Raw genomic sequence first — 23,912 nt, 5'->3', positions numbered from 1 at the left:
CCGCCAGACCGCCAGACCGCCAGACCGCCAGACCGCCAGACCGCCAGACCGCCAGACCGCCAGACCGCCAGACCGCCAGACCGCCAGACCGCCAGCACAAGGTAAGCGGCCGATCCACTTCCTTTCCAGCCGATTTTCCGATTAACACTTGAAGTTGTACGTACAACACGTTATGATTAGTTAAGACAAGTGTTTTTGTGAATCATTAACAAATAAATTAACTAAGTTGAAAATTTATTAACGATAGGAGAATGTTCATGACCTCATTCCACGATCGGCTTCTTGTACACTATAAGTTTGACGAAGCTTCGGCAGTCGGACAGGATAGCACGGGAAAAGGACGGAATGCTAAGCCCGCAGGAGACAAGCTTCCCTCAGTATCGGAAATCGACGGCAGAGCCGCAGTGACGTTCGCCGGAGGCCGAAACGGCACTTCGTATCTCGAACTTCCGTCAGATTTGCTCAAAGATGTAAGCGATAACAGCGGTGTTACGGTAGCGGCTTGGGTACGTTTTGATGCGGGCACCAGCAACTGGGAACGCATCTGCGACTTTGGCAGCGGTGAAGGCGGTCCCTCGCTGTTCCTGACGCGGAGTCTGCGCGGCACGCTGTCGGCGGGCGGCGATCTTGTGGCCGATCCGGGACGCGGCTTCGTGCGCGGCGAATGGATGCACGTTGCCATGAGCGTACTGGGGACAGAAGGCGGAACGCTGAGCAGCGCCGGACCGATCGTGTACGTCAACGGCGAGCCGGCTGCAGACGGTTCAATCAGTCAGACGTCGAGCGGCAACTATGCCCAGCTGCGCCGCTGGTTCGAGACGTTTACGGACGAAGGTCATTATGTCCGCAACTATATCGGTCGTTCACAGTATGCGGCAGATGACGATTTCGCCGGTTCGCTGTCCGATTTCCGCGTCTATGCAGCAGGCATGTCGGCAGACGACATCATTGAAGTAATGTGTGAATCGCTGACGGACGAAGAGATTGTACGCCTGGCGGCAGACAAATATCTGTCGTTCCCGACAGATGTACTGACAAGCGACATTTCGCTGCCGGTCTCCCTGATGGGCGGTAAAGTCGAAGTCAGCTGGACATCGAGCGATTCAAATGCAGTATCGAATACGGGACAGGTCTGGCCGCAGGGAACAGGAGAACCGCAGGCTGCGACCCTTACAGCCACGCTCAAAGTCGGCACAAGTTCGACTGAGCGCAGCTTCGACGTCTCCGTTCTGCCTTCGGAGCTTCCTCCGTATACGCTGACCATCCATGGCGAATCGGAGCTTGAAGGTGTGGTTGACGTCAGCGAAGTCATGTACGGACTCTTCTATGAAGACATCAACAACGCAGCCGACGGCGGAATCTATGCCGAAATGGTGCAGAACCGCTCGTTCGAAGCATTCGAATTCGACACGTATTCCCACGCTTCCGGCGCATGCGGCTGCTCCAGCGGACGCAACCGTCAGCCGCTGCTCTGGTGGTACGGCGATATCGACAAGATGACGCCGAAGAACACGGATACGTTGGGACAATTCTTGGGATCCAACGATCCGGATGTGAACAGCTATTATGTAACGGTAGCGGACGGAGCGACGATTTACAACCGCGGCTACAACGATACAAACGGCGGCTGCGCAATGAACATCCGTGAAGGTGCCAAGTACGACTTTACGATCTGGGCCAAAGCCGAGCAGGAAGGCAAAATTACGCTGCAGCTGCGGGATCCGGAAGGCGGAGCGGCAAGTGACGCGATCACGGTTAATGTCGAAGGCGGCGGCACATGGAAAAAGTACGGCGTTCCGTATCCGGCTGACGGCAGCGTATCGTCTTCGCTGGTGCTGACCGGTTCGAAAAACGTACTTGGACAGCTGGCGCTGACTTTTGAAGGCGAGATCTCCATCGAGCTGGTATCGCTGGTACCGCAGCAGGTATGGGGTGCGAGCGAAGAGGAAGGTTCGCCTTCGGCACGCGCCAACTATCTCGGCAATCCGAACTACCGTCTGCGCCGCGATCTAGTGGAAGCGCTGGTCGGCCTGTATCCGAAGTTCCTGCGCTTCCCGGGCGGCTGTATCTCGGAAGGTTCATTTATCTGGGATAACGTATACGACTGGAAGGATTCCATCGATACAATTGAGCTGCGCAAAGAAAACTTCAACGTATGGGGCTATATGATGACGATGGGCCTCGGCTATATGGAATACTTCCAATTGGCCGAAGACTTGAACGCGGTTCCGCTGCCAGTCATGGCCTGCGGCGTACTGTGTCAGGCCCGCTCCGACTATGCCCACCCGGCCGGCGGCGAGCTGCGCGATTACTATATCAAGAACTTCACGGACTTGATCGACTTTGCAATCAGCATGGACTTTGAAGGCAATGAATGGGCTGCGATGAGACGCAAAATGGGTCACGAAGCACCGTTCGATCTCCGCTACCTCGGCGTAGGCAACGAGAACTGGGGAACGGAATTCTTCGCCAACTTTGAAGTGTTCAAAGCCCGGATCGAAGAATATATGGAGAAACATTATCCGGAGCATGAGCTGTACATCATCTCCACAGTGGGTGCGCAGGCGGATGACGATGCGTATCAGCAGGGCTGGAAGTTCCTGAGCGGCGGACTGGAAGGTTCGGCGGAAGTGGAATTTGCAGATCGGGACAAAGTCATTTCGGAAAACGTATCCTGGTATGCCAAGCAGCCGAACTACATGGATACGATCGCGGATGAGCATTACTACCGATCGAATGAATATCTGCTGAACAACGCCGACCGTTACAACTACTATTTCCGGGCATACAACGAAGACGGCAGCATGAACTGGCGCGAGACGTCGAAAGTGTTCGTCGGGGAATATGCATCCACGGACAAGAACACGCTGGCGGGTGCAGTAGCCGAAGCGGCACTGATGACCGGATTCGAGAAAAATGCTGATGTCGTACGTCTGGCTGCCTATGCGCCGCTCTTCAACAAGGTGCTGACCGACGGCACGTACCGCTGGACACCGGACTGCATCTGGTTCGACGACGAGACCGTCTGGTTTACGCCGAACTATTATGTACAGCAGATGTATGCCAAGTACCTGGGCACCAAAGTACTGCCTACATCGTTCTCCACGTACAAAAACGGACGCCCGATCGACTTGAGCCCGCGCGGCGGAATTCAGATTGCGGCAGGGAATGCGGAAGTGACCGTGAAGAGCATTACGGTTACATCGAACAAAGATGGAAGCGTGCTGCTGAATAGCGATTTTGCTTCTGCAAATGAGCTTGATCACATCTGGCAGACGCTTCCGGGTTCGGCCGGCTATACGCTGGAAAATGGACGCGGCCTTGTGCTGAAAGCACAGAATGCCGGTCTGAACGGACTGTACATCATGAACGACGACTGGTCCGACTACAAAGTCGAAGTCACAGCTTCCAAGAGCGCGGGAGAAGACGGCTTCTATGTAGGCGTAGGTGTAACCGATATTACGCCGGAGAAGAAAGATATGTTGGAATACGCAATCGGCTATGGCGGTTCGGCTACCGGCGTGAAGGTGTACAAGCGCGGCGTGGAAGGTTATACGCTTGGCGATTATTCGTCCAGTACGGCAGCCGGCAACATGCGGGCAGCAAGCTACGAGCCGCTTGAAGACAACCGTGAGTATGTTGTTACAGTAGACTTCGGCGGGCAAAATGGACAGAACCTAATCTGCTCCTACGCTTCCGGTCATTGGAACAGCAAGGTGCTGGATTACAAGCTCGAAGCGTATAACCGCGATGTGTTCCATTCGGTTACAGCGGACGATCAGCATGTCTATCTCAAGCTGGTTAACGCCGACAGTGTAGAGAAGGCTACGAGGCTGAATCTGGACGGATTGAATGTTTCGACCGAAGCCAAGATCGTCACGTTAACAGGCGACACTTCGCTGCTGAATGTACCGAACGTGAACAAGAAGAACGCAGAGCAGGTTGTTCCTGTCGAAAGCGGACTTACTTTGGAGAATGGCGAAACCGGACCGACAGCTGTACTGAAGCTTCCAGCGAACTCTGTCAGCGTAGTGATTCTGCAGTTGAAGAAGTAATATTTCGAACAGTCCCTTTCAGAAGCGGAGCGGAAGACAGGGGATAGGGAATGGAAGAATAGCAAGAAGTCCAGAGAAAAGCTAAGAAGGAAAAGGAGAGGCTCCTCGGAGCCTCTCCTTTATTTATTCTTCCTCCGAATTCTGCTGCTTGGGCTGCAAAGAAGTTGGCCCCATTGCATCGGGTTCCTGCGGTTTGGCTTGCGAAGGGGGTGGCCCCATCTCAACTGAATCCTGCTTGGCTTTCGAAGAGGTCCGCCGCATCGCAACTGCCCGATGTCCAGGAATGCCAATCCGTTTCATTGTTTCGGCCCGCTTAATCCGACGCTGTTTTTTTCGCTTCAGTATTGGATCTCTTTCTTCGTTTTCCGCGTAGGCTTCCATCTCTTCGAGATAGTGTTTCTCGGTCTCGGTTGTCGAAGCGAGAAAAGGCTCATGATTGTAATCGATCCGCCGGCCGTAGCGCAGCATCTCGTAGATGATCAGACCGTTGTTGGGTTTGCCGTTCGTCATTCGCATAGGCACGATATCGAACAGCGCATAGTAGAACGAGTAAAAGACGAGCCGGTCCCAGAACGTCTGCTGCCACTGGATTGTTCCGTTCGCTAGCAGAGTGTTGATTGTAAAAGCGAGCATTAAATTGATGAGAATCGGTCCGGCGTATAGGCAGACATAGGCAAAGCGGCTTTTATACTTGAGATCGTCGTAAGAAAACCAGCTGTACAGATGATAATAGCGGCGTACATCGAATAAACCCAGTTTGAACAGCCTAGGGCCCGAACCGAGCGTAATACGTGGGTTGCGTACACCGAAGACCATGCTGCCGAGCAGATAGCCCGATTCCCGAAGGAAAACGACGACCGGAAGAATGACAAACGCCGATACGATCAGCGAGATCAGATCGGACCATTCGAACATCAGGTTCACTCCTATCCGGATCGCTATTCTTACATGAAATGTTCAATTTTACATACCCTTATTCTAACAAGTCGAAAAGGCCATGCAAAATTGCAGCGTTCCGCAGACAGAAAAGGAAAGGAAAAGACAAGGGATGGGAAAGAAAAAGGTGAAGAAAAGTGTGAAGAAAAAAAGGAAGAAAAAAGGAAGAGAAAAAAGAAAACCGGCCGCAGAGGGCCGGTTCAAACAAAAGGATAAGCTGGCGCCGGAAGCAGAATGATTATTCTGCTTCCGGCGCTTCCTGCTGCAGCTAAGCTTTTTGCTGTAGCTAAGCTTCCTGCTGCAGCTAAGCTTTTTGCTGTACTTAAGCTTCCTGCTGCAGCTAAGCTTTTTTGCTGTACTTAAGCTTTCTGTAATTAAACCTTACTGAGTGTTGTCAGTGTGGCCGAGGACAAGCCGCCCAGTCTCCAGATGGCGACGTTATAAATACCGGTCCGGTTTGCTGCCTGAATCCAGCGAAGAAGCGTAATGCCGTCAGCGTACCAGACGGTATGACTCTGTCCCTTATCATCGAGGTACGTATAAGTCATACTGCCGCTTTTGCTGTCGCGGGTAGGGGAGACGCCTCTCAAGCGCGCTGTTTCCAGCGCCTGTACTTCGGTCATAGACGTGACTTTACCCGAAGCTGCCCAGTCGAATCCGCCCATGGAGAATGCAATTGTAGATTCGCCCGGCAGGACGTCCATACGTTTGCCGAGCTTCTGGATGAACGCCAGATCTGCTTTAGGACCCGGACCGCTGTGCAGACCGTACAGGTTGTACGCCATCATTACGTAGGAAGGTCCCGGAGGAAGCTTCATGGTCTCGATCGGCATGCCGGGTTCCAATACGACACGAAGCTTCAAATCTTCCGCGTTTAGCTGCTTCTGCAGTTCTTTGATAAACAGCACCATTCTGCCGTAGTCCGCTTTGGATATTTTTTCGTAGTCGATTTCGATCCCGTCAAATCCGTAGTCCTTCACGGCTCTCATAAGCTGGCTGACATGATTGAGACGGTCCTGCTTGGTGTGGATCAGCCGGGACACGAGCTGCGTATCCTTCTGCACCGCTGTGCCGTCCGTATTGAAACGATCATTTACGACTGTGAGCAGCGTAGTCGGAATTCCGCCATCCTTCGCGGCTTTCCGAATGTGAGACAGCCCTTTTTCGAACTGAGGGGTGAAGTAAAGTTGGTCCCTCGAATCAAAATAGGCGGCGAAAACTTCGAGCTCGTCGAGCCTTCCGGAAAGTCGGGTGAGGTCGGGGAGATCGTTGCTCCAATTCCAGTCAGCCATCCAGGCGGATAAATGAGCGGAAGCCGGAGCCGCATTGAAAGACGGCGACTCTACGGATCCCGCAGTATTTTGAACCTGACGGTTTTTCTGAAAATAATAAAAAGCGGAAGCGGTCAATACGCAAGCAGCCAGCAGGGTGAGTGCAAGGATCGGCTTTTTTTTCATGGATGTAGGGGTTCCTTTCACCTTGAAGCCTTGTAGTTTAGAAAGTATCGATCGCCCAGTTTATCGAATGATCGATACTTCGGGAAAGTGTGCGGCCAACGGATTGCAGACCGCTCGCTTTATTGGTAAACCATACTTGCTCCTCTGCACCGTCATTGGCGGCAGAGCGAATATTTACATCTTGGAAAACAGCGTCGTAGATATTGTCTTTTTTGTTTTTTGAGCTGTAAACAGATTCGAGCGCCAGTGTTCCGTCCGAGATTTTCGGTGAAATACGCAGGTCATTAATCTGTACATTCCCGTCGATGCTGAGCTGAAGCTTGTCTCCCTGAATCGTGAATGTCAGGTTTCGATTCCCCGGGAGGTTGGACGGATAATCCGTTTCATCCAGTGCTTTGGCCTGCATCACTTCACTTTGGGTATAGACCGAAGCTTTGTTCAATTGAATATCGCGGTCGTGCCATTCCACGGGAGGCAGGACAGCAGCGAACAGCTGCTCAAATGGCTTCCCGTCCGTTTTTTGCTCTACGAGCAGTTGGTTATCGGCAAGGGAAATTTTGAGCTGATCGGTAGAACCCAGGGATACTGACTGGCTGCCTACAACGCTGCCGAGCAGCTTGGCCGAGAACGATAGGTTGGAGGCTTCCACGTTCGTGTTGAGATGCATACGTCCCGTTTTGCCCGGACGGGAAGTCAGTACGATCCGGTCTTCGTTAAACTCGGCGGCTCCCTGAGAAACTGTCCAATTCCCGGCTTGTGATACGTCACCGACAACGAAGGTGGTGTCCTGCTTGCTGTCTTCGCGGAGTTTCATCAGCAGATGATTGGTCGACCATGAAGCTCCCGGCTGTACACGCGTCAAATTGTAAATACCGCTTCTTCGGGTGTTATAAGAACTGCCTTCACGGTTGAAATGCATGGAAAATAGCTGTTCGATGTTAGTAGAGTTGGCTTCGGAAACGAGTTTGTTCATATTGCTGCCAAGCGAGTTGGCATGCATGATCATATAAACGCCGGGTACATAACCGAGCGTGTCCGTATAGACGTTCTGCATCCGTGTGTAATCTTCAGCAATTCGCTTCTGCATATCCGCCCGATTTTCGATCGGAATCATGTTTTCGTCGCGGATAAAGTCCATAAGGTAATGATTATAGTACCCGATTTTAGTTTTGTCTGGAAGTGTTTTTTCATCTTTGACACCCAGGGAGATTCCCTGATTATCGAAGACATTGATATAGGACAGACGATATCCGTTGCTGCCCATTTCCCAGAAGCCGCTTTTGAGCATTTTCTGCATCTGCTTGGGCTGCACGAACTTGCCTTGACTGTCGCCCATCTTGTCGGCATACGTCAGGAAGGTCGCTTTGTAATTGTATTTTTCCAAAATAGGCTGCGCAAACAGTGCAGAGTCGTTGCGTCCGTCTTCGAACGACAGGAACAGAGCTTTATCCGGAAGCGCTTTGCCTTTGAAGTAGTAATCGATAATGTCCTGTTGGGAGATTGTAACGTATCCGTCGTCATGCAGCGCTTTGAGCTGGGCTTCCAGCTGCTGCCGGGAGACCGACTTGGCGTCGGCTTTGCGGGCTACGCCGAAGTAAGAAACGGCGGTAAACCCCCGCTGCTGATTCCATTCGGCACGAACCGGTTCGGCGTAATGACGGACAACGAAGATCTTGCCGACAAGGACAAACAGCACGGCGGTCAACAGAACGATTTGTACGATGACTTTGATCGTTTTGTTCGCATTTTTCCTTTTCACATTAAGAGAAGGATTTTTTTTGTGTTTTCGCATTGCTGCGTTTTTCACCCCATGTTTTTGATTTGAAAGTTAAAACGGGAGCCCAAAACGGCGGCCTCTGCTTTTTCGGGCTTCTTTTTTCTCGCGTGCTTCAATATCCTGCGGCGTTTCGCGGGTGCCCCATGTCGACTTCCAGAACGTAACCCAGGCGACAGGCATCTGCCAGAGAAGAACGAATTCGTAGAAGATACAAAAGACGAAGCCGAACAGCCAGAGGCGGCTTTTCCGGAAGAAGAGATGGGCAAGACTCATCAGCGTTGCCATCAGAAGCAGTCCGATCAGGAACGTTCCGGGGAACAACCCATGTACAATCGGAACGTAGATCAGATTGTAGACAACGACAACTGGCGCGGCGATCGGTACAATCAGTCCGACATAGAAGAACAGCGCCATCAGCGGTTCTTTCTTCCAGATAAATCCGCCGGCACGCAGCGATTCGCGCAGCCAGGAACGTTTCCAACGCATCTGCTGTTTCAGGAAGACGCCGGTGTCCGAAGGGACGATCGTCGAGCAGATGGCATTGTCCTGGTAGCCGGTCTGGTGAGTCTGCAGAATAAAGTTCGTCATACTGCGGTCGTCACCGAATGTAGCAGGACGTCCGAGGAACTTCTGGTTCAGCCAAGCGTCCTTATGCTTAAGAATCAATTCTTTGCGATAGCACGACAGCGGACCCGACAGACAAGTGACGCAGTCGAACCAAGATTCAGCAGCTTTCATAATACGGAAAGCGACGTAATAGCGAACGGTTTGCAGCTTGGTAATCGTATTGGTGTATTTGTTCTCCACGTCGGTACGGCCGGCAACACCGCCCATTTTCGGATTCTGGAAAGGCTGGACCAGATGGCGGATCGCATTCGGTTCGAGGAAGCTGTCCGAATCGACGAACACGACCAGATCGTGCTTGGCCAGTTCCACGCCCTTCACGAGCGCTTCGCGTTTGCCTGCATTTCGCTCGAGCACGGTATAACTCAGACGATCGCGAGTTGCGTAGCGTTCGGCTTCCTGGTGAACCAGCTCGATCACTTCCCGGATCTTCTCTACGGAATTGTCCGTGGAGCGATCGTCGACGACAATAACTTCAAGCTTGTCTACCGGATAATTCTGATTGATGCAGCTCAGAATGGTCCGTTTGATCCAATCCGCTTCATTAAAACACGGAATAATAATGGATACGCCCGGGGTGTAATCCGGATTAACAGGCACATTGCGATATAAAGCCCCGAACAAGTAGCGGGTTAGCAAAAAGAGTGCGGCGACAATACTGTATGTATACAACACGGCTTTGTATTCGTAATAAATAATACTTTCCGTTCTCATCAGCAGGATGAACAATGAGACGGCAAACAGCAGAATACTTGCGGCATAGATCGAGTACCCCCAGCGTTTGCGCTGGAAGTATTCCGTCAGCGGCTTAACGAATTTGAGAGCAACCATGTGCCGGACTCTTCCGTCCTGTTCTTCGGTGAAAGTTCGGACGACTTCGGCTTCAAGGTTTACACCGGCTTCAAACCCTTCGGGCATGACGCCTTCCGGGAGACGGAACTTGGATTTGAGCGGAGTGCCTACCGCGAGTTTCGCGTTTTCGGCAGGCAGTTCCATACGGAGTCCCGTAGATGAGATATCACGGACGGTACCTTTCAGCCCATTTTTCTTTTTGACTCCTTGAGGAACGACCAGAATTTCAAAATTCGCTGCATAGCGCAGGCTTAGCAGTCGTTGACTGGCAACGTAGTCTTCCGTCTCAAAGGTAGGGTCAGAGTAACCGGAGGCGCCGCGGCGATCCACGCTTCCCCGAACTTGCTCGGGGTCGGGAACGTAAGACAGGGTGCGCCGGTCATCTTGCGGCATGGACAGAACTTCTTCGGTACGGACTTTCTTTTTCAGTTTTATCACCGTTCGCTTCTCCTATGTTCTTCGCTTTTTTTGTTTGGTCTTAGAGGCTCCAATAGTGGTACCCATTCTGTTCGAAAGAGGCGCGGTCGAAGATTCCTTTGATATCGAACAGGAAGCGGCTTCGATCCGGGCTGAACATATCCGCCATTCCGTAGTGGCCCAGCGATACGAATTCCTCATGCGCGACTGCGACGATCGCCATATCCAGATCGGACAGATCTTCAAGAGCATGGAGTTCGATGCCGTATTCCTGAAGGGCATCCTTCGATTCGACCAGAGGGTCTACAACCATAAGCTGTACGCCGTAATCCTGAAGTTCGCGGATAATATCGATCACTTTGGAATTGCGGATATCGTTGCAGTTTTCTTTGAAGGCCAGTCCGAGCACGGCGATTTTGGCACTGCGCAGATCCAGCTTTTTTTGGACAGCTGTTTTGATAATGCTTTGCGCGACGTATTTGCCCATGCCGTCGTTGATATGTCGGCCGGCCAAAATGATTTTGGAGCGATACCCGGTATCTTCCGCTTTGTACGTCAGGTAGTAAGGGTCAATGCCAATACAGTGACCGCCAACAAGACCCGGACGGAACTTCAAGAAATTCCATTTGGTTTCTGCGGCACGCAGCACGGCATTTGTATCAATGCCCATCTGATTGAACAGCATGGAGAGTTCGTTCATAAAGGCAATATTGATATCGCGCTGAGCATTCTCGATCACTTTGGCAGCTTCCGCTACCTTGATGCTGGATGCCCGGTGTACGCCGGCTTCAATGACCATTTCATAAAGTTTGGCGACCAGATCCAGCGCTTCGTCGTCGCTGCCGGATACGATCTTGACAATGTTCTCAAGTCGGTGAACTTTATCGCCGGGATTGATTCGTTCTGGCGAGTAGCCGACTTTGAAGTCGATGCCGCAGCGCAGTCCGGACACTTCTTCCAGAATGGGAATACATACTTCTTCGGTGACCCCCGGATAAACGGTCGATTCGTAGACAACGACCGAGCCTTTGGTCAATTGTTCACCGACGGTACGGCTTGCACTGCGAACGAAGCGCAGATCGGGTACATTACCGCTTTTGACCGGAGTCGGAACGGCTACCACGAAGCAGCGTACACCCGCAAGACTGGCCGAGTCGGACGTAAAGTCGATCGAGCAGTCACGAATGACTTCATCGCCGATGTCGCCTGTGACGTCCTCGCCGCTGCGGTATTTTTCAATGCGGGATTCGTTCAGGTCGAATCCGATAACGCCTGCGACTCTCGAAAAAGCAACTGCAAGCGGAAGGCCTACATAACCGAGACCGACAACTGCAATTTTTTCCTGGCCGGTGACAATAGCACGATATAATTCAGGTTCGGTCGCCAATTCATAGTTGATATCTAATGCCATTTTTCTCACTCCCATTCTTCTGGATTTTGGATTATAAATTATGGATTTTGATCGATAAGTTCCTGCATTTTGACAAAGGTATAGCCTTTGGCCTCCAGATTTTCCAGTACGCGAGGCAGTGCTTCAATGGTATGGATGTCGTCCAACATGTGAAGCAGGATAATACTGCCTTTCTGGGTCTGGGTCATGACTCCGTTTACGATATCGTCGGCGCTGTTGGATGCATCCCAATCCAGTGTGGTCACATCGTACATCGCAATATTTGGGTAACCTACAGCAGCAATCGCTTTGGCCCGTTCATCGTCGATCGCACCGGTCGGTGGGCGGAACAGCATAACCGGCTGCTCTTGGATCGCATTTGCAATTACTTCGTGGGCTTTAACAATATCTTCTTGGATGGCGGCCGGCGTCATTTTTGTCAGCACCGTATGTTCGTAAGTATGGTTGGCGACGTCGTGGCCTCCTTCGACCATGGCTCTGGCCAGGTTCGGGTTGCTTTCTACGCCTTTTGCCCGAAGGAAGAAGGTAGCTTTGACATTGTGTGCTTCGAGGATATCGAGGATTTGGGTGATGGTCTTGTCGCTGCCAAAGTCATCAAACGTAAGCGCGATTTCTTTGCGATCCGTGTCGACTTTCTCAATCAGCTTGTAGCTTGCATTTTGGTAATCGGAAGTGGCATGAACAGGTTGGTATCCGGGGATTTCTTCGACAGGTTTGCGGAAACCTCCATCTGAGACCATCTGGTCCAATGTAACGGGTTGGTATCCAATATCCTTGGCGTATCTTGAAATGTAGGGGATTGTCTTGATCACTTCCGGGTTGATGTCGGTATTCAGGGAGATGATACCGCCTCTGGAGATGTAGCGTCCGATGTAATGGCCGAGCTCTTCGGCACTTTGCATGTCGCGGTCTTTCGGGTTGATGTTGTAGCTGACTACGCCTTTCATACCCAACTGGGCAGCGATCAGGGGCAGATCTGCGGGGTAGCTTCCTGAACGGGTTCTTATGTATTTGGGCTGCACTCCGGTTTCCCGTTTGATCACATCGTTGGTCAATTTGATTTCCTTGTAAACGCCCTGGTAGTCCAGTTTGTTCAGATCGGGTTGACTCAATGTGTTGTTCTCAATCTCATGACCTCTTTTTAAAATGTCTTTGGCGATATCAGGTTCTTCGGCGACTCTCATACCTGGGAGGAAGAATGTCGCTTTTATCTGATAGCGATCCAGCTCATCCAACAGCTTTGTCATTGTTTCGCGATCGGCCATTCCATTGAAGGTGAGTGCAAACTGCTTTTTGGCGGTATAAACGAAAGGAATTTCGTGGGAAGGTGTGCCTACGTAGCGAGAAACTTTTTGAAGAGGGGCAGCAGGTTCCGAAGCCCTGCCTATGTCGTTGTCGGTTGTGCCGCTGGTCCCATTGCATCCAGAAAGCAAAAAAATAATCCCAAGTGCAGGGACTGCCTTCTTGACCAATTTCATCGTATTTGCGGCAGATAAAAAGCCTACCATAATTCTTGCATCTCTCCTTAAGTAATTTAGGTCTATGGTCTATGTGACAATTTTAGTATCCGATACCATTATTTTGGATCTTTGAATTTTATAATCCTAAAAATTACAAAATAAATATAGAACTAGAAAAGTGATGAAGATCAAGAGATAAAGGAGAAAGGATACGAAAATAGACAAAAGAACGAGCTTAGAGGGGAAAATCGAAGGGTTACCTAGAGATCAAATAATACCAGCCAAATAAGTAAATGACAAGATGGAAAATTTAAAGTTAAGCACACAGGACTTTATCCCCAGAACAAAAGGCGGCTTACTATCTGCTTTGCACGGCTTATAACGTGTATGAAAATAAATGCCGAATAGGCTGCTCTAGACGAATAATTCAAGCGGCAAAAAACAATGATAAAGCAAAAAGTAAAAGGAGAGACAAACAAATACATTTTCGATAACTAAAAGGTTAATCTAAACCAAGCAAATAAAAGAAAACGCTCTCATTACTGAACTTTCGGGCTTACTTAGTTAACATTTTTATTATTTATTTTTAAAAACATGAAGGATATCGGAAGCGAATGACGAAAGGATATAGGGTAACCCCAAGACTCAAGCATTTCAACTCAGAAGGAGGACTACAATTTCATGAAGAGCAACAAGCTTATTCGCAATTCCGCTCTGCTGCTGTCGCTCGTACTGCTTACGCCGCTGGCGGCCGGGTGCCAAAATCAAGCCAGCGCCGCACCGTCGGACAAGGACTTGGACACGCCACCGTCGTTTACGAACGTTTCGGTACACGATCCTTCGATCATTAAGGAAGGCGACACGTATTATGCATTTGGTTCGCATATTGATGCCGCAAAATCGACCGATCTGATGAACTGGACTTCTATTGGAAACGGTTACACAACGCCGGGCAACGCCATTTACGGCGACCTGTCAAAAAATCTGGCCGGTTCGTTCCAATGGGCGGGTGAAAATGACTCGGACAGCAAGAACGGCTTCGCCGTATGGGCTCCGGATGTGTTTTGGAACAAAGATTACGTAAATAAAGACGGCTCTAAAGGCGCATACATGACTTATTACAGCGCTTCTTCCACCTATATCCGCTCGGCAATCGGGTTTGCGGTGTCAAAAGAGATTACAGGACCGTATGAATACGGCGACACGGTTATGTATTCGGGCTTTACGGAGAATGAAGCGTACGATAGAGACAGCAAAGTGAATAAGAAATGGACCAATACGCATATCGACGAACTGATCGGTGCAGGAAAGCTGACAGGGGAAAACGATAATTGGTTTAATGCGGACGGTTCTTATAACAACCAGCAGTATCCGAACGCGATCGATGCCGCTCTGTCTTACGATACGAAAGGTCGGCTGTGGATGACGTACGGATCTTGGTCCGGCGGTATCTACATTCTGGAGATTGACAAGAAGACCGGTCAGCCGATCTTCCCGGGCAAAGACGGTACAACCAAGGACGGACGCATGATCGATCGCTACTTCGGTACGAAGATCGCGGGCGGCTATGGCAAGTCCGGCGAAGGTCCTTACATTGAATACAACAAGAGTACGAAATATTACTATCTATATGTGACCTATGGTTGGTTGGGCGCGGACGGCGGGTATAATATGCGCGTATTCCGTTCGAAAGACATCGACGGTCCTTACACGGACTCGAAGGGCCAGAGTGCGGTACTGCCAGCCGGTACGGAAAACACGGAAATCGGCAACAAGCTGATCGGCAACTTCCTGTTCGAGCGCGAAGCCGGAGATCCGGGTACGGGCATCGGCTACGGTTACGTGTCGCCGGGGCATAACTCCGTCTATACGGATACCAAGACCGGAGAGATGTTCCTTGTCTTCCATACCCGCTTCCCTCAGCAGGGCGAAATGCACGAAGTGCGGGTTCACAAGATGTTTATGAACAAAGACGGCTGGCCGGTTGTATCCGTTTACCGTTATGGCGGCGAAAAGCTGACTACGGTGAAAAAGGCGGATATTGCCGGAGACTACGCTTATCTCAATCACGGCAAAGCGTACTCTGAAGCTATTGAAGAACCGAAGCCGCTGCGTCTGAACGCGGACGGTACGGTAACGGGCGCGCATGAAGGCAAATGGCGCAAAAACGGCAGCAACCTGGCGAAGCTGACACTGGACGGCGTAGAATTCGACGGCGTGTTCATCAGACAGTGGGATCCGGTATCGCAGTCGAACGTCATGACATTTACGGCAGTATCCGAGAACGGCGATATGGGCTGGGGTACGCGTCTGGCCGACATCAGCGACGAACAGGTTGTTGAAAATGTGGCAGCAGGTCTGAACCTGGGCGACACAAGCCGAGTAACAAGCGATCTCGATCTGCCGACGATTGGCAGCCGGGGTACACAGATTTCCTGGAGCAGCTCGGACGAGAATGTAATCACTTCTTCCGGTAAAGTAACGCGTCCGGCGGAAGGGCAGCCGGCAGGTACGGCGACGCTGACTGCGACAATCGTTAAGGGAAGCGCGCAGAAGACGGCGACATTTGAGATAACAGTGCTGCCGTATGAAAGCGCGAAACTGACGGCACAATATTCCTTTGAAAATAATTTGTCCGACAGTGAAGGAACTTTTGCGGATGGAACCGTTATCGGCGATCGCATCGGTCGTGAAGGCGGCAAACTGAGCTATGCAGCCGGCGTACAAGGGCAGGCGGCGGCATTTGATGGCGCGACAGGTGTCAGTCTGCCGGGAGATCTGATTCAAAGTTCATCGTACTCCGTTTCACTCTGGGTGAAGCCTGAGCAGCTGACGGCGTATACGCCGACATTCTTCGGAGCAAAAGACGATTCTCATTGGATCAGTCTGCTGCCGAGAGGTGCGGTAGGCGACCAGACGATGCTGTGGGGCGGCAGTTCCAGTTGGTATGATGGGGTAACGGGCGTCAAAATCCCGGCAAACGAGTGGAGTCATCTGGCGTTCTCGGTAAACGAAGGTACATTGTTCGTCTATGTGAACGGTGAGCGCAAATTTGCCGGCACAGGCTTCCCGGATGTGTTTGCGGAAGGTGCGAACGGTACATTTACACTTGGCGTAAACTGGTGGGATGTGCCGTTCAAAGGTCAGCTCGATGAACTGCGCATTTTCGAAGGTGCGCTGACACCGGAGCAGGCAGCAGAATTGGCACAGTAAGTCCGGCAGCAAAGACAGCGCTCGCAATAGGAAGGCAGATGTTAGCAAACAAGTAGGCGTAGATAAAGATGGGCAATTGAATACACTGAAAGCGGAGGGTCAGCGAAGCTGCCTCTCCGCTTTTTATATTGAGTTTCGACTCATTAAAACGTTAAAGTGTGATATAATAAAAGGACTGGCAGCAGCACGTTCACATCTTATATAATAGGGGGTCGATCCATGAGTACGTTCCAGGATTGGAATTTAAAAGTCAAAAAGACTTTTAACGCGACAAGTAACGAAGAGGTATTGACGGTTACGGAAGCTGGAAATCTGTTGGGTTTAACCAAGGATCAGATGAAGATCTATGTGGATAAGAACAAGCTGACCAAGGTTCCGATCATGCGAAGCACTCATCGTTATCTCGTATTGAAAAAAGAAATGGACGAGATTTTGAGGAAATAAAAATTTCTTAAAAAAAGCTTGCCATCTCGCCAAAAGTGCGATATATTATTTCTTGTGCTCGCGAGGCAATCGCGGTCACCAAGATATGCGGTCGTGGCGGAATTGGCAGACGCGCACGGTTCAGGTCCGTGTGGTAGCAATACCGTGGAGGTTCGAGTCCTCTCGACCGCATCCTATTATTTAAACCAAGGCCCGAGGTTCTGATGCTAATCAGAATTTCGGGTCTTTTTTCGTGTATATTTTTATACATACATATTTGAGTACTCTATGCCGACTGCGCAGCATTCGGTATAGATGCCTGCTGTCACATTCCGCACATGCAAATGGTCTACAAAGCAGAAGAGATTCAAGGCTGGAAAGGAGAAATTCAATATGACGAGAACGAATCGTACCGAATATGCACGGGAAGGCCTGCCTCATATTCCACCTGTGGAGGGGCTGTACACGAAGTACAGGAAATATGCTTTCGCGATCGCCTACCGGATGCTGGGATCGGCGGAAGGGGCGGAGGACGCGGTGCAGGACTGCTTTGCCGAGCTGCATAGGCGCCGGCCGCAGGACGTCACCCATATAAAAGCTTATATTGCCCGGATGATCACCAACGCCTGCTTGAACACGCTGAATTCTGCACGCAGTCGCAGGGAGACTTATATCGGCGAATGGCTGCCGGAGCCGGTAAGCGGCATAGAGGACGATCCCGAGGTGGTCGCCGAGCGGCGCGATATGCTGAGCTACGCTTACTTGGTGCTGTTGGACCGTCTCTCCCCAGGAGAACGTACGGTATTCGTACTGCGCGAAGCGTTTCGGTACGATTATGCGGCTATTGCGGAGATGACCGGCAGAACCGAAGCCGGCTGTCGGCAGATTTACAGTCGGGTTAAGCGTATGCTGCAGGCTGAACCGGCTGTGATGACAGCCGACAGTGGGGCTTTGCGCACAGCCGGACAGAGAGGCGAAGTACGTGCCAGTCTGCTGCGCCGGTTCACCGCTGCTTTTGCCGCTTACGATGTCGGCGGCATGATGGAGCTGCTCGCCGAGCAGCCGGTATTTATCGCCGATGGCGGCGGCCGGAAGGTGCGCACGGTCGTCCGGCCGATGATTGGCCGCAAAGGCGTGCTGGCGCTGCTGACGTCGCGGCGCATTTACGCTCAGCTGCGCGAATGGGAAGCCTCGCCCGAGCTTGTTAACGGCGAACTGCAGCTCGTCTTCCGGCAGAACGGAAGGGTCATGGCTGTACTGTGTCTGCTGATCGCAGAAGCAGCTGCCGAAGAACCGCAGATCCGCGAGCTGTATCTGGTCCTCGCCGACGATAAGCTTGGTGGTATGAATTGACCGGCTGCTGCTGGAGCGGCCCTGACAAACCTGCCGGCGGATAAATTGGAAAAATTCCGCCAACAGCCTTGTCCTATATGGGGAACAGTGTTATATTGGCAAACGTGGCAAAGCTGATAGAAGCTCGTAGGAGTTTGGAAATCGGGCTGGAGAAACCATCAGCTTGCGAACGTATCTTTTAACTCAACGATAGTCAGCCACGCTCTTCAGCCCTTACGGCGATGGAAGAGCGTTTTTGTTTTGGTTTCAAGACATTCAAATCTACGGACAAAGAAGGGTAAGACATGGCAGAAACAGACATACGAATCGGGCGCCGGAGCGCACTGCTGGACAAGTATCTCTCCGGACGCTCTATAGACTACAAGCAGATTATTGCTCTTTTTATTCCGATACTGGTCGATCAGATCTTCATCGTCGGACTTCATATGGTGAATACGGCAATGATCAGTTCGGCGGGTATGGACGCGATCAGCGCGGTCAACATGGTCGACTCGCTGAACGTATTCCTGCTCAGCATCTTCGTCGCGGTTGCGACGGGAGGTACGGTTGTGGTTGCGCAGTACAAAGGCAGCGGCAACGATAAAATGGTGTCCAGATCGACGGCCGGCGCGGCATCCACCGTATCATTGCTGGCGCTGGTCATCGGCCTTGTTATGGTTGTGTTCCACAATCCGCTGCTGAACCTGCTGTTCGGATCGGCGGAACCGGCCGTTATGGAGCTGGCTCGCATCTATATGATCGGCAACGGACTCTCTTACGTGGGCATCGCTTTTGTCGAGGCGGTCTGCGGCGCGCTGCGCGGTATCGGCCGGACGCGGGCGTCGCTGGCTTTGTCGCTCGTGATGAACTTGACCTATGTCGGATTGAACCTGCTGTTCATCAACGGACTCAATATGGGCGTGTTCGGCATGTCGCTGTCGGTTAACATTTCGCGTTATCTGGCAGCCGCCTGCGCGGTATACTATCTGCTGCGAATCGATGCCGAACTGCGGCTGCAGATTCGGGACTTTTTCCGAATTGGGCTTGATATGCTGAAAAGGGTGTTCTCGATCGGCATGCCGTTTGCGGCGGAGCAGATGTTTTTCAACGGTGGGAAGGTTCTGACCCAAGTCTTCATCGTTGGTATGGGCACGCACGCTATCGCAACCAACGCGATCAGCGGCGCATTGGCCGGCGTGATGCAGATTCCGGCCAACGCCCTAGCACTGACGCTGATTACGGTCGTCGGACAGTGCATGGGGCGCCGGGACGTGAAAGATGCCAAAAAGCTGACCAAATCGTTTGTCGTGTTGGGCTCCCTTTCCTACGTAATTATGGGCTTGATCATCCTGCCGCTGTTCCATCCGCTGGTCGGAATCTTCAATCCGCCGTCGGATATCGTAGACGACATTTTCCTGATCGTGCTGATCAACACGCTCGCCCAGATTCCGCTGTGGTCGATCAGCTTCATTATCCCGTCGGCGCTTAGAGCGGCGGGCGATGCCAAGTTCACTTCGCTCGTATCCATGTTGTCGATGTGGCTGTTCCGCGTCGTGCTGGGCTATGTGCTCGGCGTCGTGTTCGGCTTCGGCATCCTGGGCGTCTGGCTGGCCATGAATGCCGAATGGGGAATTCGTGGCATCATCTTCATCTGGCGGTTTATGGGTAAGAAATGGTATCGGCATCGATTGATTTAGGCACCGGAAGATAGAGCGATAATGAAGATGTAGAAAAGCCGTGGAATGGAATGACTAAAGTTTTGCTGAAAAAGAACCGCACTGTAGAGGGCTTGAAATAAGCCGGCAGCGCGGTTCTTTTTACGTAATTATGATACAATCGGGTGATGTAACCGGGCAATCGAGCAAAAGCCGGAAAATCGAAGCAAAAGCAGACGCAAAAGCAGAAGTAGAAATAGAAGAAAAAGCAGCGGCAGAAGCAAGAGTAGAAGTAGAAGCGTAAGAAAAAGTAGAAGCAAAAGCAAAGCAGAATTATGCGAAAGAGGGCTTAATTATGCGAAGCGTAATATAAGCCGTGCTCTTTCCTGCCTCACATAAAATAAGTAAGGGCATACCGATGTGGCTTTTTTATCGGTTAACCTGCGCTGCGACCGAAATGAAGGAGGAAACATCCATGTACAGCTTTATTTTCGACATTGATGATACAGTCTATGACCAGATCATTCCCTTTAAAAAGGCGTTCGATCGCAGCTTCGCACGTTATGCGGAGCTGTCGCTGGACGATCTGTATCGGTATAACCGTCACTTCAGCGATGAAGTATTCGAACAGACCGTGCGCGGGGAGATGACGCTTGAAGACATGCACGCTTACCGGATTACGGAGGCATTTCGTGTCATGAAGGTCAACATCTCAAGAGAAGAAGCGCTCCAATTCCAGCAGGATTACGCAGCGGCGCAGGGTGAACTCGAGCTGACGCCGGACATGCGGAAAGCGCTGGACTACTGCCTCGCCAAAGGACTCAAGTTCGGGGTTATCACCAACGGTCCGGCGGAGCATCAGCGGAAAAAGGTACAGCAGCTTGGCATTTACGATTGGTTGAAGCATGATGAAGTCTTTGTCTCCGGTGAACTTGACTTCATGAAGCCGGATCAGCGGATCTTCCGCCATGTGGAGGAGCGATTGGGGCTTGATCCGGAGAAGACTTATTATATCGGTGATTCGTATGCCAACGACATCGTGGGAGCGAAAGGCGCAGGTTGGAAAGCAATCTGGATCGACCGTCGGGGAACCCAGATCCCGGAAGGCGGCGTGCAGCCGGATATTACGCTGACCGGCAACGATTCGATCGTAGAGACGATTCGGAGGATTTGCGAGCAGTGATGAACGCGACTTTGGCAGAGATAGGGACCGGGAAGAACATAGAATATAACGCGTGAGATAAAGAATGTTGAAGAGTATGAGGAAAAGTATGGGGAAAATTGTGAGAAAGAGGCTTGCGAGAGTTTCCGAAGAGGCTGCTGAGGTAATTCGTTCCGGTCGCGTGTTGAAATCGAGAAAAAGGATCAAATTTTAGCAGAATTTTCTCGATTTCAAAGGCGATCGCTAGCGCTCCTACACTGAATTCCCTCTTCCGCTCATTGGATTCTCACAAGAGAAGAATTTCTCGACAGCCCAAAGAAAATTAGTGCGTATGTACACTTATTTTTCTCGTTTTTTAAATTTCGCTGAAATAAGTGCTGTAATACACTTATTTCAGCGTTTTTTCGTTTCTATTCGCATTTTCCCATTAAATAATTGCATCTACGCACTTATTTTACGATTTAGCGAGTTTTTATGAAAAATAGATGCATATACGCACTTATTGGGTGTCTGCGCCGCTTTTTTAAGCGCTTTGGGACCTTTTGAAGTGCCGTGGGCGCTTATACTTTCTTAAAGTTGTTTCACACCAGCGCCTATGCCTTCCGCATTCGCATCTGTACCTCCCTCACTCGCGTTCGTGCTTTCCGCACTTGCGCCCGTACTTAATGCACTCGACTCCTCCGCTACCATACCCTCCATTTCTGCGGCAAGAACATCACTGTCTACCCTGTCCATACTTCCCCGTTTTTTCGCGATCCGCTCTTCGTGTTCCTGATTCTCCAGCGCCGCCGTCAGCAGCGCTAGTGCCAGTCCCTGACCCCAGCCCTGTGCCCATTTGCGGTCGATGCCGAGGTAGCCTTCGAGGTCGTTCATAACGGCGGTGCCGCCGGAAACGTTCAATACACGGCCTCTATCGGTAATGTTGGCGATTACGCCGTCCAACGCTTTGCGTACGTATTTGCCATGCAGCGGGTTGCCCTGCACGATCATCGCGGCGGCAATGCCGGCGGTTGCAGAGACTTCACCGTAAGCTTCCGGTTGATCAAGAACCGTCCCCCAGAGGCCGTCGTCTTTTTGCAGCTTCTTGATCGCCGCCAATTGATCGCGCAGCGAACTCCAGATATGCATCATTGGCGGATACAGATACGCTTCCGGCAGCACTTTGGCTGCACGGGACATGGTGTACGCCCCCCAGGCATTAGCTCTGGCCCAATACATGCCGGACATATGATCCTGCTTGACGTTGTTATAGCCGTGGTACCAGAGCCCGGTGTCTTCGTCCTGCAGATAGTTGATGTGCCAGAAATACTGATGCAGCGCATCGTGGATCAGGTCTTTGCGATCCAGCAGAATTCCGGCGCGCAGCAGGAAGTAGGCGGCCATAAACAGCGTGTCGGCCCAGGCCTGCTCGGGGAAATCATTATTGGCCGATACGGTATGCTGAAGCACGCCATCTCCGAAGCGCAGAGCGTCTTTTTCCAAGTAGTCGATCTTGCTCTTGATCAGATCCAGATATTTCGGGTTCTTCGTCTCTGCGTATAACGTAAGCAGCATATGGCCCATCGCGCAGGCGTTGACCGTCCAGACGGGAGGAAGTCCCGCTTCGATATATTCATCCACCCAGGCTTCCATACGTTCCAGATAACGCTTATTTCCGGTCGCTTCGTACGCCCGGCTGACACCGTAGTAGGCGACGCCGCACGGCCAATCCCAGGTCAGATCCATATCGAGCGTGTAGTCCGTTACTCGTTCGATCAGCTGCTTCAAATCTTCCGTTTGCGTATGCAGTTTCATCTGTTTTCGCTCCATTTTCGTTGGATTTGTAACGCCTAACCAGCACGTTTTGTAAGCGTTCTATATAAGTTTATGGTAGCATAATGAACTGTACATATTTTGCTGATTTCCACATATTCTTCTTAAATATTGCGGTATTATTGTGAGCTATTATAATGGAAGGAAAGTGGGAAAAAGCTTGATATAGAAGAAAAGCCGGATATGGAATAAGGGTTGAATATGGAGAGGGCGGGGCAGTATGAACGAACTGTACTATGATAATGGCAGGGAAACTTTTCTGGTGCATTATCGCAGCGGACCAAGCTATCAGATGTTCACGAGTCATTTTCATACCACATACGAGTTTTTTCATATGATGTCCGGACAGCGCAAGTTTTTTATCAAAGACCGTACGTTTGTCATCGAAGCCGGAGATATCGTCGTCGTCTCCCCGAACGTGCTTCACCGGACGACCAATGCGGATACACCGGATTACGAGCGGCTGGTGGTCAATGTGCACGAGAGCTATTTGGCGGCAGAAGGGGCATCGCGGATCGATGTGCTGCGTCCGCTGTTCGAGCGAGATTACATCCTGATGCGAAAAGGCTCTTATGATCCGGCAGTCATCGAAGTGCTGTCCGGCGAAATGATCCGCGAGGTAGAAGATGAGCGTCCGGGCTATGAAGATTACGCGCGCGCGCTGACGATCCAACTGCTGATCTCCTGCTGTCGACAGCTGCCAGAGGAAAATGACGAACATCCGGCGGCTTCGAATCCCATGCATGAACGGATTTTCGAAGTGGTACGGTATATCAACGAGCATTATATGGAGGAACTGACGCTGCAGCTGCTGTCGGAGCGGCTGTATGTCAGCCCGTACTCGATCAGCCGTTCATTTAAGGAAGCGACAGGATTTACGTTTGTGGAATACGTGAACAGTGTGCGGGTGAAGGAGGCGATTACGCTGCTTCTGAACTCTTCCCTGAAAGTGAACGTCATCGCGCGAAAAGTAGGCTTCGGCAGTGTGACCCATTTTGGCCGGGTGTTCAAGGAAGTGACGGGGAGAGCGCCCCTGTTTTACCGGAAATAGAGCTTAGAAGAACATTTCTTGCCGAAAACCAAAACCAAAACCAAAACCAAAACCAAAACCAAAACCAAAACCAAAACCAAAACCAAAACCAAAACCAAAACCAAAACCAAAAAGACTGTTCCCTCGTCAGCTTCGATGAGTTCCGGAACAGTCTTTTTTCTATAAATTAATAGCAGCAATCAGATTTGAGAGGCAGTCTGGGCAGTTGCAATGGCATTCCGCCAACCGCCGTAATGCGAAATATCCGCGGCTCCCTGCGCTGCATAAGCTTCGCA

At 51.2% G+C, this 23,912-nt stretch carries 13 protein-coding genes, 1 tRNA gene and 1 pseudogene; 8 read left to right on the top strand and 7 right to left on the bottom strand.

Annotated features, from left to right (window positions below):
* The first annotated feature begins 257 nt into the window (after window positions 1-257).
* A complete protein-coding gene (locus tag F456_RS0120780) occupies window positions 258-4,055 on the top strand; it encodes an alpha-L-arabinofuranosidase C-terminal domain-containing protein (protein ID WP_018978959.1) in 3,798 nt (1,265 codons plus the stop codon).
* Between the two features lie 123 nt (window positions 4,056-4,178).
* On the opposite strand, the gene F456_RS23235 is transcribed toward F456_RS0120780, so the two are convergent.
* From F456_RS23235 to F456_RS0120740, 6 genes are all read right to left on the bottom strand, one after another.
* Window positions 4,179-4,970, bottom strand: coding sequence for a hypothetical protein (locus tag F456_RS23235; protein ID WP_018978958.1), 792 nt, complete (start codon window positions 4,968-4,970; stop codon window positions 4,179-4,181).
* 395 nt (window positions 4,971-5,365) lie between these two features.
* On the bottom strand, window positions 5,366-6,448 hold the full coding sequence (locus F456_RS0120760; protein ID WP_018978955.1) for a glycosyl hydrolase family 18 protein: 1,083 nt from the start codon (window positions 6,446-6,448) through the stop codon (window positions 5,366-5,368).
* A gap of 37 nt (window positions 6,449-6,485) precedes the next feature.
* Window positions 6,486-8,240, bottom strand: coding sequence for a polysaccharide deacetylase family protein (locus F456_RS0120755; RefSeq protein ID WP_018978954.1), 1,755 nt, complete (start codon window positions 8,238-8,240; stop codon window positions 6,486-6,488).
* 36 nt (window positions 8,241-8,276) lie between these two features.
* Window positions 8,277-10,094 carry a glycosyltransferase gene (locus F456_RS0120750; protein ID WP_051086774.1) on the bottom strand — a complete coding sequence of 606 codons (1,818 nt, stop codon included), beginning with the start codon at window positions 10,092-10,094 and terminating at the stop codon, window positions 8,277-8,279.
* Window positions 10,095-10,179: 85 nt separating this feature from the next.
* The gene (locus F456_RS0120745; RefSeq protein WP_018978952.1) at window positions 10,180-11,529 is read right to left on the bottom strand and encodes a nucleotide sugar dehydrogenase; all 1,350 of its coding nucleotides are present in this window, start codon (window positions 11,527-11,529) and stop codon (window positions 10,180-10,182) included.
* Between the two features lie 38 nt (window positions 11,530-11,567).
* Window positions 11,568-13,037, bottom strand: coding sequence for a polysaccharide deacetylase family protein (locus F456_RS0120740; protein WP_018978951.1), 1,470 nt, complete (start codon window positions 13,035-13,037; stop codon window positions 11,568-11,570).
* A 633-nt stretch (window positions 13,038-13,670) separates the two neighbouring features.
* Here F456_RS0120740 and F456_RS0120735 point away from each other — a divergent pair.
* The 6 genes from F456_RS0120735 (at window position 13,671) to F456_RS0120705 (ending at window position 20,795) form a co-directional block, all read left to right on the top strand.
* Complete coding sequence (locus F456_RS0120735; protein WP_018978950.1) at window positions 13,671-16,202, top strand: LamG-like jellyroll fold domain-containing protein; 2,532 nt, start codon at window positions 13,671-13,673, stop codon at window positions 16,200-16,202.
* Between the two features lie 219 nt (window positions 16,203-16,421).
* Window positions 16,422-16,646 (top strand): hypothetical protein, encoded by a 225-nt coding sequence (locus tag F456_RS0120730; RefSeq protein ID WP_018978949.1) that lies wholly within the window; start codon window positions 16,422-16,424, stop codon window positions 16,644-16,646.
* An 87-nt stretch (window positions 16,647-16,733) separates the two neighbouring features.
* Window positions 16,734-16,817 (top strand) — tRNA-Leu (locus F456_RS0120725).
* 201 nt (window positions 16,818-17,018) lie between these two features.
* Window positions 17,019-17,978, top strand: coding sequence for a sigma-70 family RNA polymerase sigma factor (locus tag F456_RS0120720; RefSeq protein ID WP_018978948.1), 960 nt, complete (start codon window positions 17,019-17,021; stop codon window positions 17,976-17,978).
* 284 nt (window positions 17,979-18,262) lie between these two features.
* Window positions 18,263-19,654: an MATE family efflux transporter gene (locus F456_RS0120715; RefSeq protein WP_018978947.1), complete on the top strand. Its 1,392-nt coding sequence runs from the start codon at window positions 18,263-18,265 to the stop codon at window positions 19,652-19,654.
* A gap of 433 nt (window positions 19,655-20,087) precedes the next feature.
* Window positions 20,088-20,795 carry an HAD family hydrolase gene (locus F456_RS0120705; RefSeq protein ID WP_018978945.1) on the top strand — a complete coding sequence of 236 codons (708 nt, stop codon included), beginning with the start codon at window positions 20,088-20,090 and terminating at the stop codon, window positions 20,793-20,795.
* Between the two features lie 759 nt (window positions 20,796-21,554).
* On the opposite strand, the pseudogene F456_RS23230 reads toward F456_RS0120705, so the two are convergent.
* Window positions 21,555-22,568 (bottom strand): annotated as a pseudogene (locus F456_RS23230) (glycoside hydrolase family 88/105 protein); the annotation flags it as partial.
* Between the two features lie 238 nt (window positions 22,569-22,806).
* Between F456_RS23230 and F456_RS0120695 the strand changes: the two are divergent.
* On the top strand, window positions 22,807-23,637 hold the full coding sequence (locus F456_RS0120695) for an AraC family transcriptional regulator (RefSeq protein ID WP_018978943.1): 831 nt from the start codon (window positions 22,807-22,809) through the stop codon (window positions 23,635-23,637).
* Window positions 23,638-23,912 lie beyond the last annotated feature (275 nt).

Source organism: Saccharibacillus kuerlensis DSM 22868 (assembly GCF_000378145.1).
Classification (GTDB): Bacteria; Bacillota; Bacilli; order Paenibacillales; family Paenibacillaceae; genus Saccharibacillus; species Saccharibacillus kuerlensis.
This window is presented reverse-complemented; position numbering and strand designations above follow the sequence as displayed.

Excerpts from the sequence above, each read along its gene's own strand:
- F456_RS23235 (WP_018978958.1), bottom strand. The coding sequence starts at position 4,970 with ATGTTCGAATGGTCCGATCTGATCTCGCTGATCGTATCGGCGTTTGTC.
- F456_RS0120760 (WP_018978955.1), bottom strand. The coding sequence starts at position 6,448 with ATGAAAAAAAAGCCGATCCTTGCACTCACCCTGCTGGCTGCTTGCGTA.
- F456_RS0120695 (WP_018978943.1), top strand. The coding sequence starts at position 22,807 with ATGAACGAACTGTACTATGATAATGGCAGGGAAACTTTTCTGGTGCAT.
- F456_RS0120740 (WP_018978951.1), bottom strand. The coding sequence starts at position 13,037 with ATGGTAGGCTTTTTATCTGCCGCAAATACGATGAAATTGGTCAAGAAG.
- F456_RS0120745 (WP_018978952.1), bottom strand. The coding sequence starts at position 11,529 with ATGGCATTAGATATCAACTATGAATTGGCGACCGAACCTGAATTATAT.
- F456_RS0120705 (WP_018978945.1), top strand. The coding sequence starts at position 20,088 with ATGTACAGCTTTATTTTCGACATTGATGATACAGTCTATGACCAGATC.
- F456_RS0120750 (WP_051086774.1), bottom strand. The coding sequence starts at position 10,094 with ATGCCGCAAGATGACCGGCGCACCCTGTCTTACGTTCCCGACCCCGAG.
- F456_RS0120715 (WP_018978947.1), top strand. The coding sequence starts at position 18,263 with ATGGCAGAAACAGACATACGAATCGGGCGCCGGAGCGCACTGCTGGAC.
- F456_RS0120720 (WP_018978948.1), top strand. The coding sequence starts at position 17,019 with ATGACGAGAACGAATCGTACCGAATATGCACGGGAAGGCCTGCCTCAT.
- F456_RS0120780 (WP_018978959.1), top strand. The coding sequence starts at position 258 with ATGACCTCATTCCACGATCGGCTTCTTGTACACTATAAGTTTGACGAA.
- F456_RS0120730 (WP_018978949.1), top strand. The coding sequence starts at position 16,422 with ATGAGTACGTTCCAGGATTGGAATTTAAAAGTCAAAAAGACTTTTAAC.
- F456_RS0120755 (WP_018978954.1), bottom strand. The coding sequence starts at position 8,240 with ATGCGAAAACACAAAAAAAATCCTTCTCTTAATGTGAAAAGGAAAAAT.
- F456_RS0120735 (WP_018978950.1), top strand. The coding sequence starts at position 13,671 with ATGAAGAGCAACAAGCTTATTCGCAATTCCGCTCTGCTGCTGTCGCTC.